This window comes from Clostridium perfringens (genome assembly GCF_016027375.1).
In the GTDB taxonomy this organism is placed as follows: domain Bacteria; phylum Bacillota; class Clostridia; order Clostridiales; family Clostridiaceae; genus Sarcina; species Sarcina perfringens.
This window is the reverse complement of record NZ_CP065681.1, coordinates 3,097,804-3,120,743: the sequence shown is the minus strand read 5'-3', so window position 1 is coordinate 3,120,743 and position 22,940 is coordinate 3,097,804. Positions and strand designations below refer to the sequence as shown.

The following is a 22,940-nucleotide window of genomic DNA, read 5'->3' as shown; positions in this document are numbered from 1 at the left end:
AACTATGAAAAGGGTAGCTGATGTATTGATAGTTGGAAGTGGGGTAGCAGGACTATATGCCTCATTAAACTTAAGAGAAGATTTAGAAATAATTATGGTTTCAAAAAAGTCAGTTAATCTATGCAATTCTTCCCTAGCTCAGGGGGGAATTGCAGTAGCTAGAGGAAAAGAAGATTTTCAGTCATTCATTGAAGATACTTTAAAAGCTGGAAAGTATGAAAATAACATTGATTCTGTTAGGGTTTTAGTTGAAGAATCAATGGATAATATAAATAAACTTATTGATTTAGGGGCTAATTTTGAAAAGGATGAAAATGGAGTTCTTTTTACAAAAGAAGGGGCACATGAAATAAATAGAATTGTTTATCACAAAGACATCACTGGAAAGCATGTTGAAGATATTCTTTTAGAAAATGTTAAAAGAAGAAAAAATATAAAAATAATAGAAGATTGTGAAATGGTTGATATATATCATAGAGGTAATAGATGCATAGGAGCCTTATTCAATAAAGATGGACAGGATTTAAGTATTTATGCTAAAGTGGTGATTTTGGCTACAGGTGGAATTGGTGGTTTATTTAAAAAATCTACTAATGAAAGAATCATAACTGGAGATAGCATAGGGGTTGCAATTAGAAATAATATAGAAATCAAGGACCTTTCTTATATACAAATTCACCCTACTGCATTTTTCTCAAAAAAATCAGAGGAAAAAAGATTTTTAATTTCTGAATCTGTTAGGGGAGAAGGGGGAAAACTCCTAAACTGTAATGGAGAAAGATTTGTAGATGAGTTATTACCAAGGGATATAGTTTCTAAAAAAATATATGAAGAAATGAAAAAAACAAATTCTAATAATGTATTTTTAGATGTGTCCTTTATGGAAAAGAGTTTTTTACAAAATAGGTTCCCTAACATATACAATAAGTGCTTAGAGGAAGGAATTGATATAAGTAAGGAGCCAATACCTGTAGCCCCAGCCCAGCATTATTTCATGGGAGGAATTAAGGTTGATTTAAATGGAAAAACTTCTATGGAAAATTTATATGCTTTTGGTGAGACAAGCTGCACAGGAGTTCATGGTGCTAATAGACTTGCTAGTAATTCTTTATTAGAAGCTTTAGTCTTTTCAAGAAGAGGGTCCTTAGAAATTAATAGTAATATAGATAATTTAGAGCTTATTATAGAAGAGAGAGAATGTGAAGATTTAGATAAATACAGATTGTTAAACAGGAAAATATTAATTGATGAAATCTGTAGGCTGAGAGGAGATATTAAGGATGAATTGGTTACTTGTGGAGGAGAATGTAAAAAGAGCTCTTAATGAGGATTTACAATATGGAGATATAACAACGGAGTCAGTAGTATTAGATCATAAAATAGCTAAGGTTGATATTATAGCTAAGGAAAAAGGGGTAATAGCAGGTACAGAAGTTTTCAAAATGGTCTTTAAGATTTTAGGAGATGTAGAAGTTGATTTTTCAGTAAATGATGGAGAGGAAGTTGAAAAAGGGCAGCACTTTGGTCAGGTTTCTGGAGATGCAAAAAAAATTCTTATGGGAGAAAGGGTAGCTTTAAACTATATGCAAAGAATGTGTGGAATAGCAACTCTTACTAGAGAATTTGTTGAAATATTAGAAGGAACAAAAGTTAAGCTTTTAGACACAAGAAAAACTACTCCTAATATGAGGATTTTTGAGAAATATGCAGTGAAGGTTGGGGGAGGAACTAACCATAGGTTTGGATTAAATGATGGTGTTATGATAAAGGATAATCACATAGAGGCAGCAGGTGGAATAAAGAATGCAGTTTCCCTAGCAAGAAAAAATTCTCCTTTTGTTAGAAAAATAGAAGTTGAAGTTGAAAGCATTGAGCAATTAAATGAGGCTTTAGAAGCAAAGGCAGATATAATAATGTTAGATAATATGGACATAAAAACCTTAAAAGAAGCTGTAAAGTTAATAGACAATAGAGCAGAGGTAGAAGCTTCAGGAAATGTAACCTTAGATAACATTATGGAAATAGCTGAAACAGGAGTTGATTTTATATCAACAGGGTCAGTTACCCATTCCTTTAAAGTATTAGACATAAGCATGAAAAACTTTAGATATATAGATTAAAAACTTGTTTATATTAAAACTAAAATAAAACTTATAAATAATATGAAGAGAATATCTGAATGAGCTTTAGAATTTAAGCTATTACGTAGAAGATTTTACCTTAAGAAGCGAAACTGTTTGACCGAAGGGAGTTTTTCGCTTTAGTAAAATCTTCGGAGTAATTGCTATAAATTCTTAGCGAAATTCAGTAATTCTCGGAATTTATTTATAAGTTTTATTTGTATATTATGTAATAAAAATATATTTAGTTTTAATTAGATTTTATTTATTAATAGTGAATAGTTAAGATTATTATATTTATTAACTTTAAAACTTTTTAACTAGCCTTTGTTTCTTCATCATACATATTTTCAAATTCCATTGATGTTGGACTTTCTTTTAATACTGCATTTAGGATTAGGGCAGCTATTGTTCCAGTTGAGATTCCAGAAGAGAAGATCATTCTAATTGCTTCTGGAAGGTTATGAATTACATCAGGTCTAAATGTAACTCCTAGTCCAAGTCCCATAGAAATAGCTATTATTAAAAGATTACGCTCTGTAAGTTTTATATTACTTAGTGTTCTAATACCAGCTGCCGCAACTGTTCCAAACATCATTATACCTACGCCACCTAGAACTGGATTTGGTATCCCTGTTATTATGGCAGCCACTTTAGGTAAGAATCCAAGGATAACTAATAGTATCCCAGCCATTACAGCCACATGACGGCTAGCTACCTTAGTTAGAGAAATAATACCTATATTTTGACTAAAAGAAGTATTAGGACAAGAACCTACTAGTCCACCTAAGGCACTTCCTACACCATCAGATAATACTCCAGCAGCCACTCTTTTATCACCAATATCAATATTAGATGTCTCTCCAATAGCCTTTAAACATCCTACAGTTCCTATTGTGGCTACAAAGTAAGCAGGTATAAAGGCCATAACTGCTTTAGCATCAAAAGTTACTCCGAATTCAAGGATCTTAGGGAATGATAGCCAACTTGCTTCCTTTACAGGAGTAAAGTCAACTAGTCCAAGAGGAATACAAACTATATATCCTACAACTATACCTATAAGTATTGAGGCGCTACTAATCATACCTTTTCCGTAGTTATTAAGTAAAAGAGTTATTACTAATACAAACATAGCCACAGCTAAGTTTTCTAAACTAGCATAATTAGCTGAACCAGCACCACCTGCGGCCCAATCAATTGATACAGGAAGTAGAGTTAATCCTATTAAGGCAACTACGGTACCTGTAACAAGTGGTGGGAAAAATTTCATTAAAGGTTTTATAAAGAAACTTAAAATAACTTCAAATAAAGATCCGAGTATTGTAGCTCCAATTATTCCAGGTAATCCAAGAACTGAACCAACTGAAATTGCAGGGGATACAAAGGTAAAATCAGTACCCATAATACAGGCAACTCTTGCTCCAACTTTTCCAACTCCTTTAGCTTGAATAATGGTAGCTAGTCCAGAACCAAGTATAGAAGCACTTATTAAGGCTGTTGTTACTTTACTATCAAAGCCAAGAGAAGTTGCAATAACTAAGGGTACTACTATAATTCCACCAAAAGCAGCAAATATATGTTGAAGTCCAAAGAGAACTTTTTTGGGCAAATCTAAATCATCATCTACTCCATAGATTAAGTTAACTTCCGTGTTTTTTAAGTTTTGCTTTTCCATAATTTCATCTCCTTATAGTTTTTTAGAATTTACATATTAAGATTTAAATTTATATCCAAAATAAAAATTCCCTATAAGTTTTAAAATAAAAAATATGAGTTCTATTAAAAGTATTTTAAGAGAATTTTTTATTGGAATAATATACTTTAAATCTTAAAACTCATATAAAGAAAGGTTTCTTATAACTTTTAGGAAGTTATACTTAATAAAAAAACAACACCTTTTTAGAGGTGTTGCTTTAAAACTAGAATTACTAGAATTTATAGTACAACTCCTCGTAGTCTGCTATTTTACGGTTAGCAGGTAGAAACTTTCGGACCATATTACCGATTATATACGAGTTAAAATTTAATACACTTATTATATCACGAAAAATTCAAATATCAATAGTTTATATTGTTCGCTATAATAAATTTATTTTATTTTTAAATTATTTTTAATGGAAGTATATGTAAGGATTTTACTTTGTATTAAGAAATTTTAAAATAAGTATAAGAAAAAAAGAAATATCTCTTATTTCTAAGGATTTTTTATTAATTTAAAAATACTTTTAGTTTGAAAGGTATATTTTTTAGTATAAAACCTATATGAAAGTCTTGGACAAATGTCCCTGAAAACATTTACTTAATATTTGATAATAAGCTTGTAAGAAATACATTGAGAGGAGAATTTAAAATGAACTTATCAAAAGAAATTAAAGAAGCTTATGAATATATAAAATCTAAAAGTAAATATTCTCCTAAAATAGGCTTAGTTTTAGGAAATGGATTAGGAGATTTGGCAAATGAAATAGAAGAGGCAGAATATTATAGATATATGGATATACCTAATTTCCCGGTACCTACTATTGCTGGGCATGAAGGAACTTTAATAATTGGAAAGTTACATGGTAGAGAAGTTATTGCTATGAAAGGAAGATGCCATTATTATGAGGGGCACTCAATGCAAAGGATAACATTACCTATTAGAGTAATGAAACTTTTAGGAGTTGAAACTCTTGTAGTAACTAATTGTTCAGGACAGGCTAAAGAATCTATTGAAGCTGGAGATTTAGTTGTAATAAGAAATCATATAAACTTCACTGGAGATAATCCTTTAAGAGGAGAGAATTTATTAGAGTTTGGTGAAAGATTTCCAGACTTAGCTTATCCTTATGATAAAGATTTAAGAGAAGAAGTTAAAAATATTGCTAAAGATTTAGATATAAATTTAAAAGAGGGAGTATATGCAATGTTTTCAGGTCCAAGTTATGAAACAGCAGTGGAAACCTTAATGGCTGCATCCTTAGGAGCAGATGTAGTAGGAATGTCTACAGTTCCAGAAGTTATAGTAGCTAATCATTGTGGAATAAAAGTATTAGGTTTTTCTGGTGTACCTTGTTTAGCTGCCGCTTATTCAGAAGCTGAAATAACTCATGAAGAAGCTATGGCAAATTTCCAGAGTATTACAGAGAAATGTACAAGTATAGTAAAAGAATTTTTAAAGAGATATTAGATAAAAAATATTTAGTATTTTGCTATCAAGAACAAATGATTATAAAGAATTTTTAAGAGAAATATTTTAAATTTAGGAGGATATTATTTATGGAATTAATGAAAAAATTCACTTCATATACTTGTAGCCCAATATTCGTTGTAGTAGCATGTGCTATATGTTTATTAGTGGGATTTTCAATAAACTCAAGTATTATAGAAATTTTTGCTTCAGTAATGGGAATAATAAATGTTTGGTTATTATCTAGAGAAAAAGTGTCCAATTTTATATTTGGGATAATAACAGTAGTAGCATATTTATACATATATTACAATACTGGATTATATGCATTAGCTGTGTTAGCATGTTTCCAAGTTGGATTCAACATATTTGGTTGGTACTATTGGGTTAAAAATTCAGATCAAGAGGACAATGTAGTAACATCAGGGTTAACTAAAAAGGGACAGATATTATGGACTATAATTATATTGGCAGCTTGGGCAGTTTGGGGATATGTAGAAATAAATATATTACATGCTCAAAATGCAATTCTAGATAGTTTAACTGCAGTACTTGGATTAGTAGCCCAATATTGGTTAAGTAAAAAGTTATATGAAAATTGGATTTTATGGATATTAAGTAACATATTATTTATAATTATATATATACTAAATGGATACTATGTAATGTTAATTTTAGTTGCTATTCAATTAATATTATCAATATCAGGTTTATTAGAATGGTATGCAAGCTTTAAGGAGCAAGGAGAAAATAAATTAACACTATAATAGATAAAACTATTTTTATGGGTGTGATTATGTATGAAGAGTTATGAATTAATAGAGTTTATAAATAACTGTCCAAAGGAAATTAAAAAAGAATTAAAGAATAGAAGTTTTAAATATGGAGAAAAGTTATTAGTTCAAAATGAGAATTGTGATTTTGTATATATCTTATTAAAGGGAAAAATTAAAACATATCATTGTGATTTTACAGGAGCTATATATCTAGAAGATATTGATAGTGAAGCTACAATATTTGGTGAACTAGAAGCCTTAATTAATAAGGAAGTAGTTACTACAGTGGAGGCTCTATCACAATGTGAGACCTTAGAGATAAGCAAAGAGTCTTTTATTAAGTGGATAGAATTAGATAATAAATTTTCATTATTTATAAGTAAGCTTATAGCAGAGAGAAATTATGAATGTTGCAAAAGAGAACGAGTTAATGCCTTTTATAATTTAAGATATAGGGTAATGTACATAATATTAAATACACTTCATAAAAATAATTTAGGAATTACTAAGGATTTATTAGTTGAAGGGGTAGGTTCTAATATTAGAAGTATAAATAGAATAATAAATCAATTAATAGAAGAAGGAATTCTTGATTATAATTCAGGTAAAATAAAAGTTAAATCAATAGAAAAACTTAAAGAAGAAGTTAATTATTATAAGCCTTAAGAGATATAATATTAAAAAAAGGTGCATAAAATCTTACATTATTAAGATTTTAGATGCACCTTTTTCATTTTTTTATAATTAGTATATTATAGACCATAAAAGAAGTTTTATAAAAAAAGTAAATTGTACAATCCATTTTATTACAAAAAAGTTTTAAAAGTATATTATAATAAAAATATGTATAAATTATTATAAAATGTTAGTGGTATTGAGAGGAGGATAAAAATGCAAATTACAGATGAAAAAGTTAAAAAGAATTTTGTAATAAGAGCTCTTAAACAAATAGGAACTTTCTTTATTTTTACTATGGTTTTTGCTATTGTATTTAGTTTTTTACAGCCACGAGTTTATAAAACACATAGTGAATATCTTTCTATTAAAGAGAAGTATGATAATCTTCAAAAAGAGTATGATTCCTTAAATGAAAAAATAAGTAATGATACCAATGCTTTAAATTCTAAAAAAGAAGATTTAACTAAAAGCAATGAAGATTTACAAAATAAATTAAATTCATTAAATAAAGAAATACAAAGTTTGAATTAGGAGTAGGAGCATATGATAAAAGAAATTATAAAATTTATAAAAACTCATAAAATAGCTCTTATATTAGCATTGATTTTAGGGATTTCGCCTAATCTTATGGTTAAAGATTATTCAAAGGAATTTAATGAAGTAGCTCCTAAAGTTGATGAGTTAGAGTATAAAATACCTGCCTTAAAAAATAATACAGAGCTTAAATCAATTCAGGAAGAAGTAGATAAATTACAAAATGAAAATAACACCTTAAGTAAAGAGGTAGAAGATAAACAAAAAGAGTTAGATAATTTAAGAGCTAAAAAAGAGGAACAAGCTAAAATCGCACAGGAAGAATCAAAAAAATCAGAAGAGAACTCTAAAAATAAAGCGGTTGAAAATAGTAATAGTACATCAGATAATAACAGTAAGAATACAAACAAATCCTCTGGTGATCCATCAAATTTAGCTAATTCTTCAGGAGATTCAACACCTAAAACAGCTGGTTCAGGAGAAATAGTTTATTGGACAAGTGGTGGAAAAAGCTATCATAAAAGATCTAATTGTACAACCTTAAAAAGAAGTAAAAAAATATACAGTGGAACACAGGCTGAAAGTGGTAAAAGTGATCCATGTAATGTTTGTTGCAGGTAATACATAATTATCTTAAAAGAAATTTAAGATAAACTTATAAATATTATGAAGGGAATATTTAAAAAAGCTTATATAATTCTCTAGATGTATTTATAGGTTTTCTTTTTACATATTTTTTATTTAACTTTATGATTTTTGTATTTATTACTTTTATATATTTTGATAAAATATTCTACATATACTAATGGAAGAGGTAAGGAGCAAGGAATGAGTGACAAAAAATTATTCACAATAAAGACATCTATAAATAAAAAAGATTATAGTAGATTTTTGTACATAGCAACTTTCTTAAGAAAGAAATTTACAATCCCTGCTATTATAGTAATTACAGCTTTAATGGCTGGATTTGTTTCTTATAATAATAGGATTTTTGAATTAAAAAGCTTTTTAATTTATTGGTTAATATTATTAATCATAACTTTATTTGCAATAGTTGTGAAAATTGAATTTCAAAGTAGGGAAAGGGAAAAGGCTGATAAAGCTGGCGTTTTAAAATCCATAGAAACTTTAGAATTTTTTGATGATATTTTAGTGATTAAAAGCACAGCATTTAAAGGTAAAAGCAAGATTAAATATTATAAATTTTATGAGGTAATAGAGACTAAAAACTATTTTATAATATATTTCAACAGAAGACAGGCTTCAATAATAAGAAAGATTGATTTAGAGGATTCATTGGTAGATGAATTAAGAGATTTATTAACAGGAAAAATAGGTCATAAATATAAAAAACTTTTTAAATAATATATTAAAATATAAGCTATAAAAGGTATGTATGAAAAGATAGTAATAAACTTATTTTTATACAGTACCTTTTATTTTTTATATTTTATAAGGGAGAGTTTAAAATAAATATTCCACGAAAATATTTATTATTTTCATGTATTAATATAATTTTAGAAAAAAATTTTTAGTTAAATTTTATTTTAAATTGGAAAAGAAAATTCGGTATAATTTATTTTTTATTAATGTATTATGGGAAAAAATGAAAAATAAATAAAAAATACACTTAAGGTTGACAGCTGGAAAAATAAGAGATAATATACTTATAAATTCAAAATTAAATTCTATGAAGAGAAAAAGTAGGGCATATTTATTGATCCACAGAGAGTTGACAAGTTGCTGAAAGTCAATGTTCAAGGTATATCTGAAAATCATCTCGGAGAAGTAAAGCTGAAGCTATATTTTAGTAAGTTTTATCGGATTTTCACCGTTATAGGAAAAGCGTATTATTTAGTACGTATTTTAAGAGTGCTATAAATTAAATCTATTTTTTTAGGTTATATTTATAGAATTAGGGTGGTAACGCGATTAAACCTCGTCCCTTTTATAGGGAAGGGGTATTTTTTATTTTTAAAGGAGGTTTTTTCATGGACACAGAAGGAGAAATTATAATTTTTTATAGCGATTAAATAATTAAAAACTATATTTTTACGGAAAAAATATAGTTAATAAAAAAGAAATGGGGTCATTGTTTATGAAAGATTTATCAAGAAAAGATTTATTATTAGTAAGTTTAATGTTATTTTCATTATTTTTTGGAGCAGGGAATTTAATTTTTCCACCATTCTTAGGGCAAGCGGCTGGAAGTGCTACTTGGGTTACTATTTTAGGATTTTTTGTTACGGCAGTAGGATTTCCAGTACTAGGGGTAATTGCTGTGGCAAAATCAGGAGGATTACATGTATTAGCAAGTAGGGTAAATCCTGTCTTTGCAACGTTTTTCACAGTTCTTATCTATATTTCAATAGGACCTGGCTTAGGAATACCTAGAGCAGGAAGTCTTCCCTTTGAGATGGCAGTTGCGCCATTTTTACCAGAAGGACTTATATCTAATAATTTAGCATTATTTATATATACTTTTGTATTTTTCGCAGTTGCATACTGGCTATCTTTATCACCAGCAAAGTTAGTAGATAGAATGGGGAAAGTATTAACTCCAAGTTTACTTGTATTAATAGGATTAATTTTCGTAGCAAGTATTTTTAAACCTTTAGGAGCATATGGAGAAGTTACAGGAGTTTATAAAGAATCACCATTTATAAGTGGATTTTTAGATGGATATATGACTATGGATACAATAGCTGCCTTAAACTTTGGAATTGTAATAGCTCTTGTAATAAAGTCTAAGGGAGTAAAAGAAGAAAAATTTGTTGTAAAAACCTCTGTAAAAGCAGGAATAATTGCTGGAGGATTATTAATAGTAATATACTCAATGCTTGCTCATCTTGGAGCAACTAGTGGTGGAAGATTTGGTTTAACTGAAAATGGAGCACAAACTCTTAGTAATATAATCACTTATATTTTTGGAAAACCAGGAGCTATTTTGTTAGCAGTAATATTTACATTAGCTTGCTTAACAACTTGCGTAGGTCTTATTACATCTTGTAGCCAATACTTTCAAACTTTGACTAAAAAAATAAATTATCTTTCTTGGGTTAGAATATTAACATTAACAAGTATGGTTTTAGCTAATATGGGATTAAATAAAATATTAGCAGTATCAGTTCCAGTTTTAAATGCAATTTATCCTATGGCAATAGTGCTTATTGTCTTAGCAATGTTAGATAAATATATAAAAGGAAACTCAGTGGTTTATACTACAACTATAGCATTTACAACAATAGTTAGTGTTATTCATGCTTTAAGTGGTACAGGTATTAATATAGAATTTTTAAACAGGATTTTTGAAAATTTACCTTTCTATTCAGAGGGGTTAGGATGGGTATTACCAGCCCTATTTGGTTTAGGATTAGGTTTAGTTTTAAAATCATTCTTTGAAAAGAATAAAGAAGAAGTTTTAGAAGTTAGTTAAATAAAATAGAGAATAATTCACTTTGTTTCGTAAATTTTTTCTTTAGATACAAATAATAAACTAGTATCGAATATTAATATTTAAACTTAAATGTATATAAAATAACAAATAGATATTAAAAAGCACAAAATATCATAAATTGCAAAAAGAGTAAATAAAACACTTTAAAAGAATTTTATTGGTGATATAATAAATTAAGCAAAATCACAAGCAATAATTTACAATGAAAAAATAATTTTGAACGGAGTGAATTCAGTGAATAAAAAGAACGGAAGAATTTATCAGGTAGCCTACAGAATTACTGCTATAATTCTTTTTGGGGCTTTAGCTGGAATTGGGGTTAACTTTTTCTTAACACCTGCACATATTTATTCATCAGGTGTTACAGGAGTATCACAGCTATTATCATCTATTGGTGGAGATTTTTTCAATATAAACATTGATATTTCAACATGGGTTTTAATTTTAAATCTACCACTTGCTTATTTATCCTATAGAAAATTAGGAAAGAAATTTACCCTTTATAGTTTTCTTTCTATAATTTCATTATCATTTTTTATAGGGGTTATTCCAACAAGAGCGGTTACTAATAACCAACTTTTAAATTCCATATTTGGAGGAGTTCTTATGGGAGCTGGAGTTGGAATGTGCTTTAGAGCAGGCTTCTCTACTGGAGGTACAGATATTATAGTTTTAGTTGTTCAAAAAATGACAGGAAAGTCAGTTGGTCAACTAGGATTTATAGTAAATGGAATAATATTATTAGTTGCAGGATTAGTTTATGGATGGGAATTAGCTTTATATAGCTTAGTTTCAATTTACGTAACTACTAAGGTTATAGACTTATTTTACATTCAACAATACAAGCTTACAGTAACAATTTATACTAAAAAAGAAAAAGAGGTTGTTGATAGTTTAATTAAGAGTCAAATGAGAGGAGTTACAATTGGTAGAAATCTTTATGGTGGATATACTAATGAACCATTAAGCTCAATTACCACAGTAATTTCAAAGCATGAATTATTAATTGTTAAGAAAAATGTTATGGATATAGACCCAGAAGCATTTGTAAATATACAACCAACTGTTGAGGTTATGGGAAACTTTTATGATAATTCATTAATATAATTAGGAAAAGAGTTGCATAAAAAACTAGAAAATAAGCTTTATTTACTAGTTTTTATGTGGCTCTTTTTTGTTTTAGTGTTTATTTAAATTGAACGATAATTTAGTAAGCTCAAATAATAATTATCTTAATTTAAAATATAAATACCCTCAAATTAATATTACTTTATTATTAAAGTAGATGAAATATCTAAGTGTTTTTTGAAAATAATTAGGTATTTATAAAAATAAATACTTTATTGACAAAAAATTCACTAAAAAGATATAATAGTCTTGTTACATTTATAAACGTTTACAAAAATAAGGGGGAGATTTTATGAAAGAATCTAGAAAAAAACTTAACAGACTTATATCAACGGCAATTGTAAGTTGTATGGTTATGGGAGCTTCCTATGAGAATGTTTTGGCACTTGAAAATAAGAGTCAAAATAATTCTGAAAAGGTAGTGAAATATGACAACGAAGCTGAGTATATTAAAAACATTAGATTAAGATGGAAGGAGGATTTAGTAGGTAATTCTTCTTTAGATACAAGTAATGCTACAATATCTAAGAAGATAATAAGTTATACAAATAATACAGACAAATTAGTAGCAAAACTTAATATGGATCCTAACGCTCAATGGCTTTGGGAAGATTTAAAAGATTATAAACAAAATCCAGCTAGAATAACATCTATGTTCAATAACTTAGTAACAATGTCTATGGCATATAGCTTACCTAATAATAAGTATTACAAAAATGAAGATTTGAAAAATAAGATAATATATTCCTTAGACTGGATCAATAAAAATGCTTACAATGAGAATATTGACCAGTATGGCAACTGGTGGGATTGGATGATTGGAATACCAGCAAGATTAAATAATATTGTTGTTTTAATGTATGATGATTTAACTGAAGAACAAGTTAAAAATTATATGAATGCAATACAAAAATTCTTACCAAGTATTGAGCCTGGAAGTAAATATCATACAGGAGCAAATTTAGCAGATGTATGTATGAATAAGTTATTGCAAGGTGTCAATGAGAATGATCCAGAAAAAATTAAAGAAGCATCAGAGGATATAGTTGGAGTTTTTGATTATGTAACTAGTGGGGATGGATTCTATAAGGATGGTTCATATCTTCAACATGGAATGGTAGCATACACAGGTTCATATGGAAATGTTCTTATTGAGAAAATATCTAATATAATGTTTTTATTAGAAAAAACTCCATGGTCAATAAAATCTGAAAGTAAAGATAACGTTTATAAGTGGATTTTTGAGAGTTTCAATCCAATTATATATAAAGGATACGTTATGGACATGGTTAGAGGAAGAGCAATATCAAGATATAATGCTAATGGATACTTACAAGCATCTGGAATTATTGAAGGTATGATTAAAATTGGAATGATTTCTGATGGAGATAAGGCTAGTGAAATAAATGCTCTAGTTAAAAAATGGGCTACAGAAGCTAAGAGTGTATTAGATTTTGGAGCAAGATTTAAGTCAATTAATGTAATAGGTGAATTCTATGGAATTATGAATAATGACAATATAAAACCTTTAGAAGAAGGTGATAAGCATTATGCATTAAATAGTATGGACAAGACTGTTCATAAAAGAGAGAACTTCGCTTTAGGTATATCAAGAAGTTCAAGTAGAATTAGTAAATATGAATTCATGAACAAGGAAAATTTAACACCATGGTTCCAAGGGGATGGAATGACTTATTTATTCAATAATGATTTAAATCAATTCTCAGGAAATTTTTGGGCTACAGTAGATCCATATAGAATGCCAGGTACAACTGTAGACACTAGAAAAAGAGAACCAAAAGAAATATTACCAGGGTTAGATCCAGGAGCATCACAACAAAATGAAATTTATTATGAATTAGGAAAGAGTAATTGGTCTGGTGGAAGTAAGTTAGGAGCTTACGGAGTAGCTGGAATGGAAATAGATAATAAGTACGATTCCTTAAAAGCTAAGAAATCTTGGTTTATGTTTGATGATGAAATAGTTGCCTTAGGTTCAGGAATAACTAATCCAGAAGATTTTGAAACTGAAACAATAGTTGAAAATAGAAAGATAAAAAGTGATGGATCAAATAAATTTATAGTAGATGGAAAAGAAAGAGTAAGTAAATTAAAAGAAAAAGATAAAGTTGATAATGCAAAATGGGCTTACTTAGAAGGAAATGTAAGTGGATCAAATATAGGATATTATTTCCCAGAGGGAGCAAATATTAATTTAATAAAAGATGAAAGAGAAGGTAATTGGATTAATGTAAACTCTTCTAAACCAGAAGCAGATAAGGTGGTTAAAGATAATTACTTAACTATGTATATAGATCATGGAAAAGCTATAAAAGATCAAAAATATAGTTATGTATTATTACCAAATAAGACTGAGGATAAGGTAAAAGAATATTCTGAGAATCCAAATGTTGAAATTATTCAAAATGATGATGTAGCTCATAGTGTTAAGCATAAAAAATTAAATATTGAAGCAGCTAACTTCTGGAAAGAGGGAAAAAATACTGCTGGAAATATAACATCAACAGGAAAATCATCTATAATAATAAAAGAAAATAAAGATAATACCTTAAGCATAGCTGTGTCAGATCCAACTTTCTTAGAAAAAAATCTTTCTATAGAAATAAATAAACCAGCAATGGAAGTAATAAAATCAGATAAAAGAATATCAAATATAAATTTAGAAAATGGAAAAATAAAATTTGATGCAAACACAGAAAACCTTTCAGGGGCACCTTTAGAGCTTCTTGTAAAATTAGGCGACAAAAATAATGGAAACAATGAAAATAATAATGAAATTAAAAATGAAGCTCCTGTAATAGAAGGAGAAGATGCTAATTTATTTGTAGGAGATAAGTGGGATAAATCTCTTCACAAACTTAAGGCTAAAGATAAGGAGGATGGAGATTTAACTAAAAATATTAAGATTAAGGATAATCAAATTCCTTTAAATGATCAATTTGAAGTTACAAAGCCTGGGACATATCCAGTTACTTTTGAAGTAAGTGATAATAATGGGAAAAAAGCAGAGAAAAAGCTTAATGTTTTAGTTAAAGAAAAGGAAGAGAACAAGCCAGAAAATAAACCGGAAAATCAAGAGAATAAACCAGAGATTAAACCAGAGGATCAAGAAAATCAATCAACAAAACCAGAAAGTGAAGAAAATAAAGGGGAAAATCCACAAGCAAATAATAATACTGAAAAGCTACCTAACACTGGAGGAGCAAGTAATCTAAGCCTTGGAGCAATAGGTGTTCTTCTAGCTACTGTTGGAACAATGTTTACTAAGAAAAGAAAAAAATAATTTATAGTGATTAAAGGCGTTGACAATATAAGTAAGGAATTATATAATTAACGTAAGGTTAGTAAACCAGTTTATATAAAACGTTTTAACAATAGGAGGAGAGTTTATGAGGAATAGATATGCTAATAACCCAAAGGATTCAAAAAGATATGATACTGAGGAATTAAGAGAAAATTACTTAGTTAAAGACATATTTAAAGATGATCAAATAGAACTTGTATATAGTCATGTAGATAGAATAATTTTCGGAGGAATAAAACCGGTTTACAAAGAATTAAAATTAGAAGCCGGCAAAGAGATGGGGGTTGATTATTTCTTAGAAAGAAGAGAGCTAGGAATAATCAATATAGGCGGAAAAGCTATCGTAACTATTGACGGAACTGAGTATGAATTAAAAGAAAAAGATGGTTTATATGTTGGAAAAGGAAATAAAGAAGTAAGCTTTAAATCGGTAAATCCAGAAGAACCAGCAAAGTTATATGTTAACTCAGTACCAGCTCATAAGGAATATGAAACCGTTAAGATTGATATAGAAAAGGCTAATCCAGTTAGATTAGGAGACAACAAAACATTAAACAAGAGAACAATATATCAATATGTACATCCAAATGTATGTGAAAGTTGTCAATTATTAATGGGATTAACAATGTTAGAACCAGGAAATGCTTGGAACACAATGCCTTGCCATACACATGAAAGAAGAATGGAAGTTTACTTCTACTTCGATATGGACGAAGACACAAGAGTATTCCACTTAATGGGAGAACCTACAGAAACAAGACATTTAGTTGTTAAGAATGAAGAGTGTGTAATATCACCAAGTTGGTCAATACATTCTGGAGTAGGTACAAGCAATTACACATTTATATGGGGTATGTGTGGAGAAAATAAAACTTTTGATGATATGGATCATATCTCAATGGATATTTTAAGATAAAAGGAGAGGATTAAGATGAATATGGAGAAATTTTCTTTAGACTTTTTTAAATTAGATGGTAAAGTAGCTATAGTAACTGGTGGAAACACTGGATTAGGAATGGCTTATGTAGAAGCTCTTGCAGCAGCAGGTGCTGATGTTTTAGTAACAACTTTTGATAACAATACTGAAGAGGTAAAAAATATTGTTGAATCATTAGGAAGAAAAATTGTATTTGTACAAGGAGATTTAACTAAAAAAGAAACAAGAGATAAGGTTGTATCAACTTGTTTAGAGGAATTTGGAAAAATAGATATATTAGTAAATAATGCAGGAACAATAAGAAGAGCACCATTACTTGAGTACAAAGATGAAGATTGGCAAGCTGTAATGGATATAAACTTAAATTCAGTTTACTATTTATCACAAGCAGTTGCTAAAGTAATGGCTAAGCAAGGATATGGTAAGATTATAAACATAGCATCTATGTTATCATTCCAAGGTGGAAAATTTGTTCCTCCATACACTGCAAGTAAACATGGAGTTGCAGGAATAACAAAGGCATTTGCTAATGAATTAGCAGATTTAAATATACAAGTAAATGCTATTGCACCTGGATATATAAAAACTGCTAACACTGCACCAATTAGAGCAGATAAAGCTAGAAACCAAGAAATTCTTTCAAGAATACCAGCAGGTAGATGGGGAGAAGTTTCAGATTTAATGGGAACAGTTGTATTCTTATCAAGTAAAGCATCTGATTACTTAAATGGACACATATTAGCTATAGACGGTGGGTGGTTAGTGAGATGATAAAGAAAATAAAAACATTAACAAATTTAATAAATGAAGCTTTTGTATTGGTTCTTAGAACCAATACAAAAGATGAAGGTATAGAAACTGCAAAGGCTGCAATAAAGGGAGGATGTAATATTATAGAGGTTACATTTACTATTCCAAATGCAGATAAGGTGATTGAAGAGCTTATTAAAGATAAGAATGAAGAAGTAGTTATTGGAGCAGGTACTGTTTTAGATGCTGAAACAGCTAGAATTGCAATACTTGCAGGTGCAGAATTTATTGTTAGTCCAAGCTTTGATAAAGAAACAGCTACACTATGTAATAGATATGGAATTCCTTATATTCCAGGATGTTTTACACCAAGAGAAATTAAGGAAGCTAGAGAATGTGGATCAGACGTAATAAAATTATTCCCAGGATCAGCTTTCAAGCCAACTATAGTAAAAGATTTAAAGGCTCCTATAAAAGGTATTGCAGTAATGGCATCTGGTGGAGTTAGCTTTGAAAATATGGATGAATGGTTTAATAATAGTTGCGATATAGTTAGTATTGGAAGTGCTATTATAAAACTAAAAGATCCTGCAAAAATAGAGGCAGAAACTAGAAAATATATAGAGCGTGTTAAAAAATTACGTATGCAACGAGGTTAGAGAATGAAGAAAGTTTTAGTATTGGGAGAAATGTTAATGAGGCTAACTCCTCCAAACAACAATAAAATAGGACAAGCAAATAGCTTTAATGTGTGTTTTGGTGGAGCCGAAGTAAATGTGGCAGTAGGATTAAGTAATTTAGGAATTGAAACTAGAGTATTAACAGCTTTACCTGATAATGAAATTGGAAACTTTGCGAAATCTTTTTTGAAATCACAATATGTTGATTGTGATTTCATAATTTCAAAAGGGGATAGGCTTGGACTATACTATTATGAGGAAGGATGTTCTGCTAGAAAAGCTAAGGTTGTTTATGATAGGAAACATTCTTCAATTACTGAGTTACAATATGAAGATATAGATGTTGAAAGCTTATTTAAAGATGTTGAGTTATTACATATATCTGGAATAACTTTTGGTTTATCTGAAGAAGTAAGTGAAGTTGCCCTTAAATTAGTTAATGAGGCTAAAAAAAGAGGTATAAAGATAAGTGTTGATTTAAACTATAGATCAAAATTGTTTGAAAGTTATGAGGAGTTTGTTAGAATAATGAAGCCTGTAGTCCAAGATGCCTATTTATGCTTTGGTTGGTTAAATAGAGAGGATGAGCCTTTTAAGGTTTTAGATGCATCAACTACAGAACTTTCAGATGAGGATTTTATTGAAAGATTTAGATATACAATTGAAGATTTAAAAGTTAAAAATATAGTAACTACCTTAAGGTCTGGAACACCATATAATTATCATACTTTACAAGGCGTGTTTTATGATGGGGAAAGAGTATATAAATCCTCAAAATATGATTTTAGTATGATTTCAAGAATTGGTGGAGGAGATGCTTTTGCCGCAGGGGTTATAAGAACTCTAATTGAAAATAAAGGGGAGGACTTATCCCATGTTATAGAGTTTGGAACAGCTGCTGCAGTATTAAAACAAACTCAGCTTGGAGATGTAAGTATTTCTTCAAAGGAAGAGGTTTTAGATCTAATTAATAATAAGAATTTAGGTAGTGTAAATAGATAAATTTTCTATAAATGTAATTAAATATTATTGAAGTATAAATGTTGTAAAAAAACTATAAAAAGAAAAAGAAAACGTTGACAATAATATTTTAGGATAATATAATAAAAATATAAGTTAGTAAAACAGTTTATGTAAAACGTTTTAATAAAAGGTGGGAGGAAATTATGAGAACTAGATATGCTAATAATCCAAGGGACTCAAAAAGATATGATACTGAGGAATTAAGAGAAAATTACTTAGTTGAAGACATATTTAAAGATGATCAAATAGAACTTGCATATAGTCATGTAGATAGAATAATTTTCGGAGGAATAAAACCGGTTTATAAAGAGCTTAAATTAGAAGCTGGTAAAGAGATGGGTGTTGATTATTTCTTAGAAAGAAGAGAGCTAGGAATAATTAATATAGGCGGAAAAGCTATCGTAACTATTGATGGAACTGAGTATGAATTAAAAGAAAAAGATGGTTTGTATGTTGGAAAAGGAAATAAAGAAGTAAGCTTTAAATCAGTAAATCCAGAAGAACCAGCAAAGTTATATGTTAACTCAGTACCAGCTCATAAGGAATATGAAACCGTTAAGATTGATATAGAAAAGGCTAATCCAGTTAGATTAGGAGACAACAAAACATTAAACAAGAGAACAATATATCAATATGTACATCCAAATGTATGTGAAAGTTGTCAATTATTAATGGGACTAACAATGTTAGAACCAGGAAATGCTTGGAACACAATGCCTTGCCATACACATGAAAGAAGAATGGAAGTTTACTTCTACTTCGATATGGACGAAGACACAAGAGTATTCCACCTAATGGGAGAACCTACAGAAACAAGACATTTAGTTGTTAAGAATGAAGAGTGTGTAATATCACCAAGTTGGTCAATACATTCTGGAGTAGGTACAAGCAATTACACATTTATATGGGGTATGTGTGGAGAAAATAAAACTTTTGATGATATGGATAATATTCCAATGGATGTCTTAAGATAATTTGAGAGGGGTATTTATGATTAAGGAAATAAGAGTTGAAGAGATTGCAAAGAAAGATGAATTTCTGAAAACTAAGTTATTAACTAGAGCTGAGGTTAAAAATGCTATTGATTTAGTTATAAAACAAATAGATGCTAATATGGAATATTTCAAAGAAAAATTTCCATCATCAGCAACAAAAAATAATCAGTATGGAATTATAGAAAATATAGAGTGGACTGATGGATTCTGGACAGGCTTATTATGGCTTGCTTATGAGTACACAGGAGATGAAAAATATAGAGAGTTAGCAGATAAAAATGTTGCATCTTTTAAAAACAGAGTGGAAAAAGATATAGAATTAGATCATCATGATTTAGGATTCTTATATTCATTAGCTACAGTAAGTGGTTATAAATTAACAGGCTCTGAGGATGCAAGAGAAGCTTCAATAAAAGCTGCAAATAAACTTATTTCTAGATACCAAGAAAAAGGTGAGTTTATTCAAGCTTGGGGAGAGCTAGGTAGCAAAGATCACTACAGATTTATAATAGATTGTTTATTAAATATACCATTATTATACTGGGCTAGTGATGAAACAGGAGATGCAAAGTATAGAAACATAGCAAATAAACATTTTGTTACATCTTGTAATAATGTTATAAGAGATGATGCATCTGCATTCCATACATTCTATATGGATAATGAAACTGGAAAACCTTTAAGAGGAGTTACTAGACAAGGATATAGTGATGATTCAGCTTGGGCTAGAGGACAAGCTTGGGGAGTTTATGGTATTCCATTAAATTATAGATATACAAGAAATGAAAGTTGTTTTAATCTTTATGAGGGGATGACTAATTATTTCTTAAATAGATTACCTAAGGATAACGTTTGTTATTGGGATTTGATTTTCAATGATGGTGATGATCATTCAAAGGATTCTTCAGCAGCAGCAATAGCTGTTTGTGGTATGCATGAAATGAATAAATATTTACCAGAAGTTGACGAAAATAAAGAAGTATATAAATATGCAATGCATAATATTTTAAGATCATTAATGGAAAATTATATGAATCCTGAAATAGAACCTGGAAAACCGGTTTTATTACATGGAGTATATTCATGGCATTCAGGAAAAGGTGTAGATGAAGGAAACATATGGGGAGATTATTTCTTCTTAGAAGCCTTAATAAGATTTTATAAAGATTGGAACCTTTATTGGTAAAAAGGAGTGTTGAAAAATGGGCGTAAATATTGAAATGATGAGAATTGATGAAAGATTAATTCATGGACAAGGACAAATGTGGTTAAATTCATTAGGAGTTAATACTGTAATAGTTGCAAACGATATTGCTAGTGAAGATAAAATACAACAAACATTAATGAAAACTGTTGTACCAAAATCAATAGCTATGAGATTTTTCTCAATACAAAAAACTTGTGAGTTAATACACAAAGCATCACCACAACAAAAAATCTTCTTAGTTTGTAAAACTCCAGAGGATGCATTAAAACTAATTGCAGGTGGAGTACCAGTTAAAGAAATAAACATAGGAAATATACACAATGCTGAAGGTAAAGAGCAAGTTACTCGTTCAATTTTCTTAGGAAAAGAAGATAAAGATGCATTAAGAGAATTATCAGAAAAGTATAATGTTAAGTTTAATACAAAAACAACACCTAGAGGTGACGATGGAGCAATGCAAGTAGATATAACTAAATATCTATAGTAAATAAATTTAATAAGGGTTATTAGAAAAAGCGGAGGTAATATTATATGGAAATTACATTAATTCAATGTATTTTAATAGGGTTATGGACAGCCTTTTGTTTAGCAGGTATGTTACTTGGACTTTATACAAACCGTTGTATTATCCTAGCTTTTGGAGTTGGAATAATTTTAGGTGATATTCCAACTGCATTAGCTATGGGGGCGGTTTCAGAAATAGCTTTCATGGGCTTTGGAGTAGGAGCTGGTGGAACAGTGCCACCAAACCCAATGGGACCAGGAATTATAGGTACATTAATGGCAATTACTATGAAAGGTCAAGGAATGGATCCAGCAACTGCACTTGCTTTATCATTTCCATTCGCAGTAGCTTTCCAATTCTTAATTACAGCAACTTATACATTTGCAACAGGTTTAACTCAATTTGCAAATAAGGGTATTGAAGAAGGAAACTGGATTAAATTTAAAATAGGTGCTAATGCAACTATTTGGGTATTCGCTATAGTAGGATTTATTATTGGATTTGCAGGAGCATTTAGTACAACTGGATTACAAGCAGCAGTAGAAATGATACCAGCTTGGTTAATAGGTGGATTATCAGTAGCGGGTAAAATGTTACCAGCAATAGGATTTGCAATGATATTATCAATAATGGCAAAAACAGAACTTATACCATTTGTATTATTAGGATATGTATGTATAGGATACTTAAACTTACCAGTAATGGGAGTAGCTTTTGTAGGAGCAATATTCGCTTTAATAGAACATTTCAGAGGAAATAATTCTAACAATTCAAGCGATAGTAATGATGAGGAGGTTGTATTTGAAGGTGGAATCTAGAGTATTAACCAAAAGTGATTATATAAAAACATCTCTTAGAGCATTCTTTTTACAGAATGGATTTAACTATGGTAACTATCAAGGATTAGGATATGCAAATATACTATATCCTGCTTTAAAGAAAATTTATAGAAATAATGAAGAAGGCTTTAAGAAAGCATTAGGTGAAAACGTAGAATTCTTTAACTCTAACCCTCACTTTCTTCCTTTCATCACAAGTTTACATTTAGTAATGCTTGACTCAGGAAGATCATCTGAAGAGGCTAGAACAATAAAACTTGCATTAATGGGACCTCTAGCAGGAATAGGTGATTCACTTTCACAATTCTGTTTAGCACCATTATTCTCAACAATAGCAGCTAGTTTAGCTCAAGATGGTTTAATAGCTGGACCAATATTATTCTTTGTAGCTATGAACGCTATATTATTAACAATTAAATTATTAACAGGTATATATGGTTATAAATTAGGAACTAGTATTATAGATGTTTTAAGTGAAAAAATGGCTCAAATCTCTGCTGTAGCTAGTATGATCGGTGTTACTGTTATATCAGGATTAGCAGTTTCTTTCACAAAAATACAAATTGCTTATAAATACACAGCTCAAATGCCAGATGGAGCTGAAAAAGTTGTATCAATACAAGAAATGTTAGATAAAATAGCACCAGCTCTTTTACCAGCATTATATACAATACTTATATTCTACCTTATAAAGAAACGTAAATGGACAACTTACCATTTAGTTATCTTAACAATAGTAGTAGGTATTTTAGGATCAGTTTTAAAAATTTTAGCTTAGTAAATGTGTAGAGGGTAGTATTTTAAAATACTACTCTCT

At 29.3% G+C, this 22,940-nt stretch carries 21 protein-coding genes, 1 riboswitch and 1 other annotated feature; of the genes, 20 read left to right on the top strand and 1 reads right to left on the bottom strand.

Annotated elements, in window-relative coordinates:
* The first annotated feature begins 4 nt into the window (after positions 1-4).
* Both I6G60_RS14460 and nadC read left to right on the top strand, forming a co-directional pair.
* Positions 5-1,324, top strand: coding sequence for an L-aspartate oxidase (locus tag I6G60_RS14460; protein WP_057258099.1), 1,320 nt, complete (start codon positions 5-7; stop codon positions 1,322-1,324).
* The gene (nadC, locus tag I6G60_RS14455; protein WP_057258100.1) at positions 1,281-2,120 is read left to right on the top strand and encodes a carboxylating nicotinate-nucleotide diphosphorylase; all 840 of its coding nucleotides are present in this window, start codon (positions 1,281-1,283) and stop codon (positions 2,118-2,120) included. Before I6G60_RS14460 ends, nadC begins: the two co-directional genes overlap by 44 nt.
* A 316-nt stretch (positions 2,121-2,436) precedes the next feature.
* Here the strand turns inward: nadC and I6G60_RS14450 are convergent, their stop codons facing one another.
* A complete protein-coding gene (locus I6G60_RS14450; RefSeq protein WP_003455285.1) occupies positions 2,437-3,795 on the bottom strand; it encodes a uracil-xanthine permease family protein in 1,359 nt (452 codons plus the stop codon).
* Between the two features lie 258 nt (positions 3,796-4,053).
* Positions 4,054-4,155: riboswitch (purine riboswitch) on the bottom strand.
* Between the two features lie 315 nt (positions 4,156-4,470).
* On the opposite strand from I6G60_RS14450, the gene I6G60_RS14445 reads away from it, so the two are divergent.
* The 18 genes from I6G60_RS14445 (at position 4,471) to I6G60_RS14360 (ending at position 22,901) form a co-directional block, all read left to right on the top strand.
* On the top strand, positions 4,471-5,289 hold the full coding sequence (locus tag I6G60_RS14445) for a purine-nucleoside phosphorylase (protein ID WP_197925495.1): 819 nt from the start codon (positions 4,471-4,473) through the stop codon (positions 5,287-5,289).
* Positions 5,290-5,378: 89 nt separating this feature from the next.
* Entirely contained in the window at positions 5,379-6,056 is a 678-nt protein-coding gene (pnuC, locus tag I6G60_RS14440) for a nicotinamide riboside transporter PnuC (protein ID WP_003461084.1), read from the top strand.
* A 33-nt stretch (positions 6,057-6,089) separates the two neighbouring features.
* On the top strand, positions 6,090-6,731 hold the full coding sequence (locus tag I6G60_RS14435; protein ID WP_003455357.1) for a Crp/Fnr family transcriptional regulator: 642 nt from the start codon (positions 6,090-6,092) through the stop codon (positions 6,729-6,731).
* Between the two features lie 225 nt (positions 6,732-6,956).
* On the top strand, positions 6,957-7,274 hold the full coding sequence (locus tag I6G60_RS14430) for a coiled-coil domain-containing protein (protein WP_003455561.1): 318 nt from the start codon (positions 6,957-6,959) through the stop codon (positions 7,272-7,274).
* Between the two features lie 12 nt (positions 7,275-7,286).
* A complete protein-coding gene (locus I6G60_RS14425; protein ID WP_003455315.1) occupies positions 7,287-7,898 on the top strand; it encodes a coiled-coil domain-containing protein in 612 nt (203 codons plus the stop codon).
* A gap of 207 nt (positions 7,899-8,105) precedes the next feature.
* The gene (locus tag I6G60_RS14420; protein ID WP_003455538.1) at positions 8,106-8,642 is read left to right on the top strand and encodes a YcxB family protein; all 537 of its coding nucleotides are present in this window, start codon (positions 8,106-8,108) and stop codon (positions 8,640-8,642) included.
* A 316-nt stretch (positions 8,643-8,958) separates the two neighbouring features.
* Positions 8,959-9,227: a binding site (T-box leader), on the top strand.
* 148 nt (positions 9,228-9,375) lie between these two features.
* Positions 9,376-10,713, top strand: a complete 1,338-nt coding sequence (gene brnQ / locus I6G60_RS14415) for a branched-chain amino acid transport system II carrier protein (protein ID WP_003455554.1) — start codon at positions 9,376-9,378, stop codon at positions 10,711-10,713.
* Positions 10,714-10,968: 255 nt separating this feature from the next.
* On the top strand, positions 10,969-11,841 hold the full coding sequence (locus tag I6G60_RS14410; protein ID WP_003455426.1) for a YitT family protein: 873 nt from the start codon (positions 10,969-10,971) through the stop codon (positions 11,839-11,841).
* 313 nt (positions 11,842-12,154) lie between these two features.
* Positions 12,155-15,166 carry a polysaccharide lyase 8 family protein gene (locus tag I6G60_RS14405; protein WP_003455341.1) on the top strand — a complete coding sequence of 1,004 codons (3,012 nt, stop codon included), beginning with the start codon at positions 12,155-12,157 and terminating at the stop codon, positions 15,164-15,166.
* Between the two features lie 106 nt (positions 15,167-15,272).
* Positions 15,273-16,103, top strand: a complete 831-nt coding sequence (gene kduI / locus I6G60_RS14400; protein WP_003455501.1) for a 5-dehydro-4-deoxy-D-glucuronate isomerase — start codon at positions 15,273-15,275, stop codon at positions 16,101-16,103.
* A 15-nt stretch (positions 16,104-16,118) separates the two neighbouring features.
* On the top strand, positions 16,119-16,895 hold the full coding sequence (gene kduD / locus I6G60_RS14395) for a 2-dehydro-3-deoxy-D-gluconate 5-dehydrogenase KduD (RefSeq protein ID WP_003455308.1): 777 nt from the start codon (positions 16,119-16,121) through the stop codon (positions 16,893-16,895).
* The gene (locus tag I6G60_RS14390; protein ID WP_011590177.1) at positions 16,892-17,533 is read left to right on the top strand and encodes a bifunctional 2-keto-4-hydroxyglutarate aldolase/2-keto-3-deoxy-6-phosphogluconate aldolase; all 642 of its coding nucleotides are present in this window, start codon (positions 16,892-16,894) and stop codon (positions 17,531-17,533) included. The genes kduD and I6G60_RS14390 overlap by 4 nt, the downstream gene beginning before the upstream one ends.
* A 3-nt stretch (positions 17,534-17,536) precedes the next feature.
* On the top strand, positions 17,537-18,556 hold the full coding sequence (locus I6G60_RS14385) for a sugar kinase (RefSeq protein ID WP_003455275.1): 1,020 nt from the start codon (positions 17,537-17,539) through the stop codon (positions 18,554-18,556).
* 164 nt (positions 18,557-18,720) lie between these two features.
* Positions 18,721-19,551 (top strand): 5-dehydro-4-deoxy-D-glucuronate isomerase, encoded by an 831-nt coding sequence (gene kduI / locus I6G60_RS14380; RefSeq protein WP_197925493.1) that lies wholly within the window; start codon positions 18,721-18,723, stop codon positions 19,549-19,551.
* 16 nt (positions 19,552-19,567) lie between these two features.
* Complete coding sequence (locus I6G60_RS14375; RefSeq protein ID WP_003455311.1) at positions 19,568-20,758, top strand: glycoside hydrolase family 88 protein; 1,191 nt, start codon at positions 19,568-19,570, stop codon at positions 20,756-20,758.
* A 16-nt stretch (positions 20,759-20,774) separates the two neighbouring features.
* Complete coding sequence (locus tag I6G60_RS14370; RefSeq protein WP_003455664.1) at positions 20,775-21,263, top strand: PTS sugar transporter subunit IIB; 489 nt, start codon at positions 20,775-20,777, stop codon at positions 21,261-21,263.
* 47 nt (positions 21,264-21,310) lie between these two features.
* Positions 21,311-22,102, top strand: coding sequence for a PTS mannose/fructose/sorbose/N-acetylgalactosamine transporter subunit IIC (locus I6G60_RS14365; protein ID WP_003455334.1), 792 nt, complete (start codon positions 21,311-21,313; stop codon positions 22,100-22,102).
* Positions 22,092-22,901: a PTS system mannose/fructose/sorbose family transporter subunit IID gene (locus I6G60_RS14360; RefSeq protein ID WP_011590178.1), complete on the top strand. Its 810-nt coding sequence runs from the start codon at positions 22,092-22,094 to the stop codon at positions 22,899-22,901. The genes I6G60_RS14365 and I6G60_RS14360 overlap by 11 nt, the downstream gene beginning before the upstream one ends.
* The last annotated feature ends 39 nt before the right edge of the window (positions 22,902-22,940 follow it).

What these genes read in the sequence shown, in the direction of transcription:
- I6G60_RS14460 (WP_057258099.1), top strand. Translation starts at nt 5, where the DNA reads ATGAAAAGGGTAGCTGATGTATTGATAGTTGGAAGTGGGGTAGCAGGA.
- nadC (WP_057258100.1), top strand. Translation starts at nt 1,281, where the DNA reads ATGAATTGGTTACTTGTGGAGGAGAATGTAAAAAGAGCTCTTAATGAG.
- I6G60_RS14450 (WP_003455285.1), bottom strand. Translation starts at nt 3,795, where the DNA reads ATGGAAAAGCAAAACTTAAAAAACACGGAAGTTAACTTAATCTATGGA.
- I6G60_RS14445 (WP_197925495.1), top strand. Translation starts at nt 4,471, where the DNA reads ATGAACTTATCAAAAGAAATTAAAGAAGCTTATGAATATATAAAATCT.
- pnuC (WP_003461084.1), top strand. Translation starts at nt 5,379, where the DNA reads ATGGAATTAATGAAAAAATTCACTTCATATACTTGTAGCCCAATATTC.
- I6G60_RS14435 (WP_003455357.1), top strand. Translation starts at nt 6,090, where the DNA reads ATGAAGAGTTATGAATTAATAGAGTTTATAAATAACTGTCCAAAGGAA.
- I6G60_RS14430 (WP_003455561.1), top strand. Translation starts at nt 6,957, where the DNA reads ATGCAAATTACAGATGAAAAAGTTAAAAAGAATTTTGTAATAAGAGCT.
- I6G60_RS14425 (WP_003455315.1), top strand. Translation starts at nt 7,287, where the DNA reads ATGATAAAAGAAATTATAAAATTTATAAAAACTCATAAAATAGCTCTT.
- I6G60_RS14420 (WP_003455538.1), top strand. Translation starts at nt 8,106, where the DNA reads ATGAGTGACAAAAAATTATTCACAATAAAGACATCTATAAATAAAAAA.
- brnQ (WP_003455554.1), top strand. Translation starts at nt 9,376, where the DNA reads ATGAAAGATTTATCAAGAAAAGATTTATTATTAGTAAGTTTAATGTTA.
- I6G60_RS14405 (WP_003455341.1), top strand. Translation starts at nt 12,155, where the DNA reads ATGAAAGAATCTAGAAAAAAACTTAACAGACTTATATCAACGGCAATT.
- kduI (WP_003455501.1), top strand. Translation starts at nt 15,273, where the DNA reads ATGAGGAATAGATATGCTAATAACCCAAAGGATTCAAAAAGATATGAT.
- kduD (WP_003455308.1), top strand. Translation starts at nt 16,119, where the DNA reads ATGAATATGGAGAAATTTTCTTTAGACTTTTTTAAATTAGATGGTAAA.
- I6G60_RS14390 (WP_011590177.1), top strand. Translation starts at nt 16,892, where the DNA reads ATGATAAAGAAAATAAAAACATTAACAAATTTAATAAATGAAGCTTTT.
- I6G60_RS14385 (WP_003455275.1), top strand. Translation starts at nt 17,537, where the DNA reads ATGAAGAAAGTTTTAGTATTGGGAGAAATGTTAATGAGGCTAACTCCT.
- kduI (WP_197925493.1), top strand. Translation starts at nt 18,721, where the DNA reads ATGAGAACTAGATATGCTAATAATCCAAGGGACTCAAAAAGATATGAT.
- I6G60_RS14375 (WP_003455311.1), top strand. Translation starts at nt 19,568, where the DNA reads ATGATTAAGGAAATAAGAGTTGAAGAGATTGCAAAGAAAGATGAATTT.
- I6G60_RS14370 (WP_003455664.1), top strand. Translation starts at nt 20,775, where the DNA reads ATGGGCGTAAATATTGAAATGATGAGAATTGATGAAAGATTAATTCAT.
- I6G60_RS14365 (WP_003455334.1), top strand. Translation starts at nt 21,311, where the DNA reads ATGGAAATTACATTAATTCAATGTATTTTAATAGGGTTATGGACAGCC.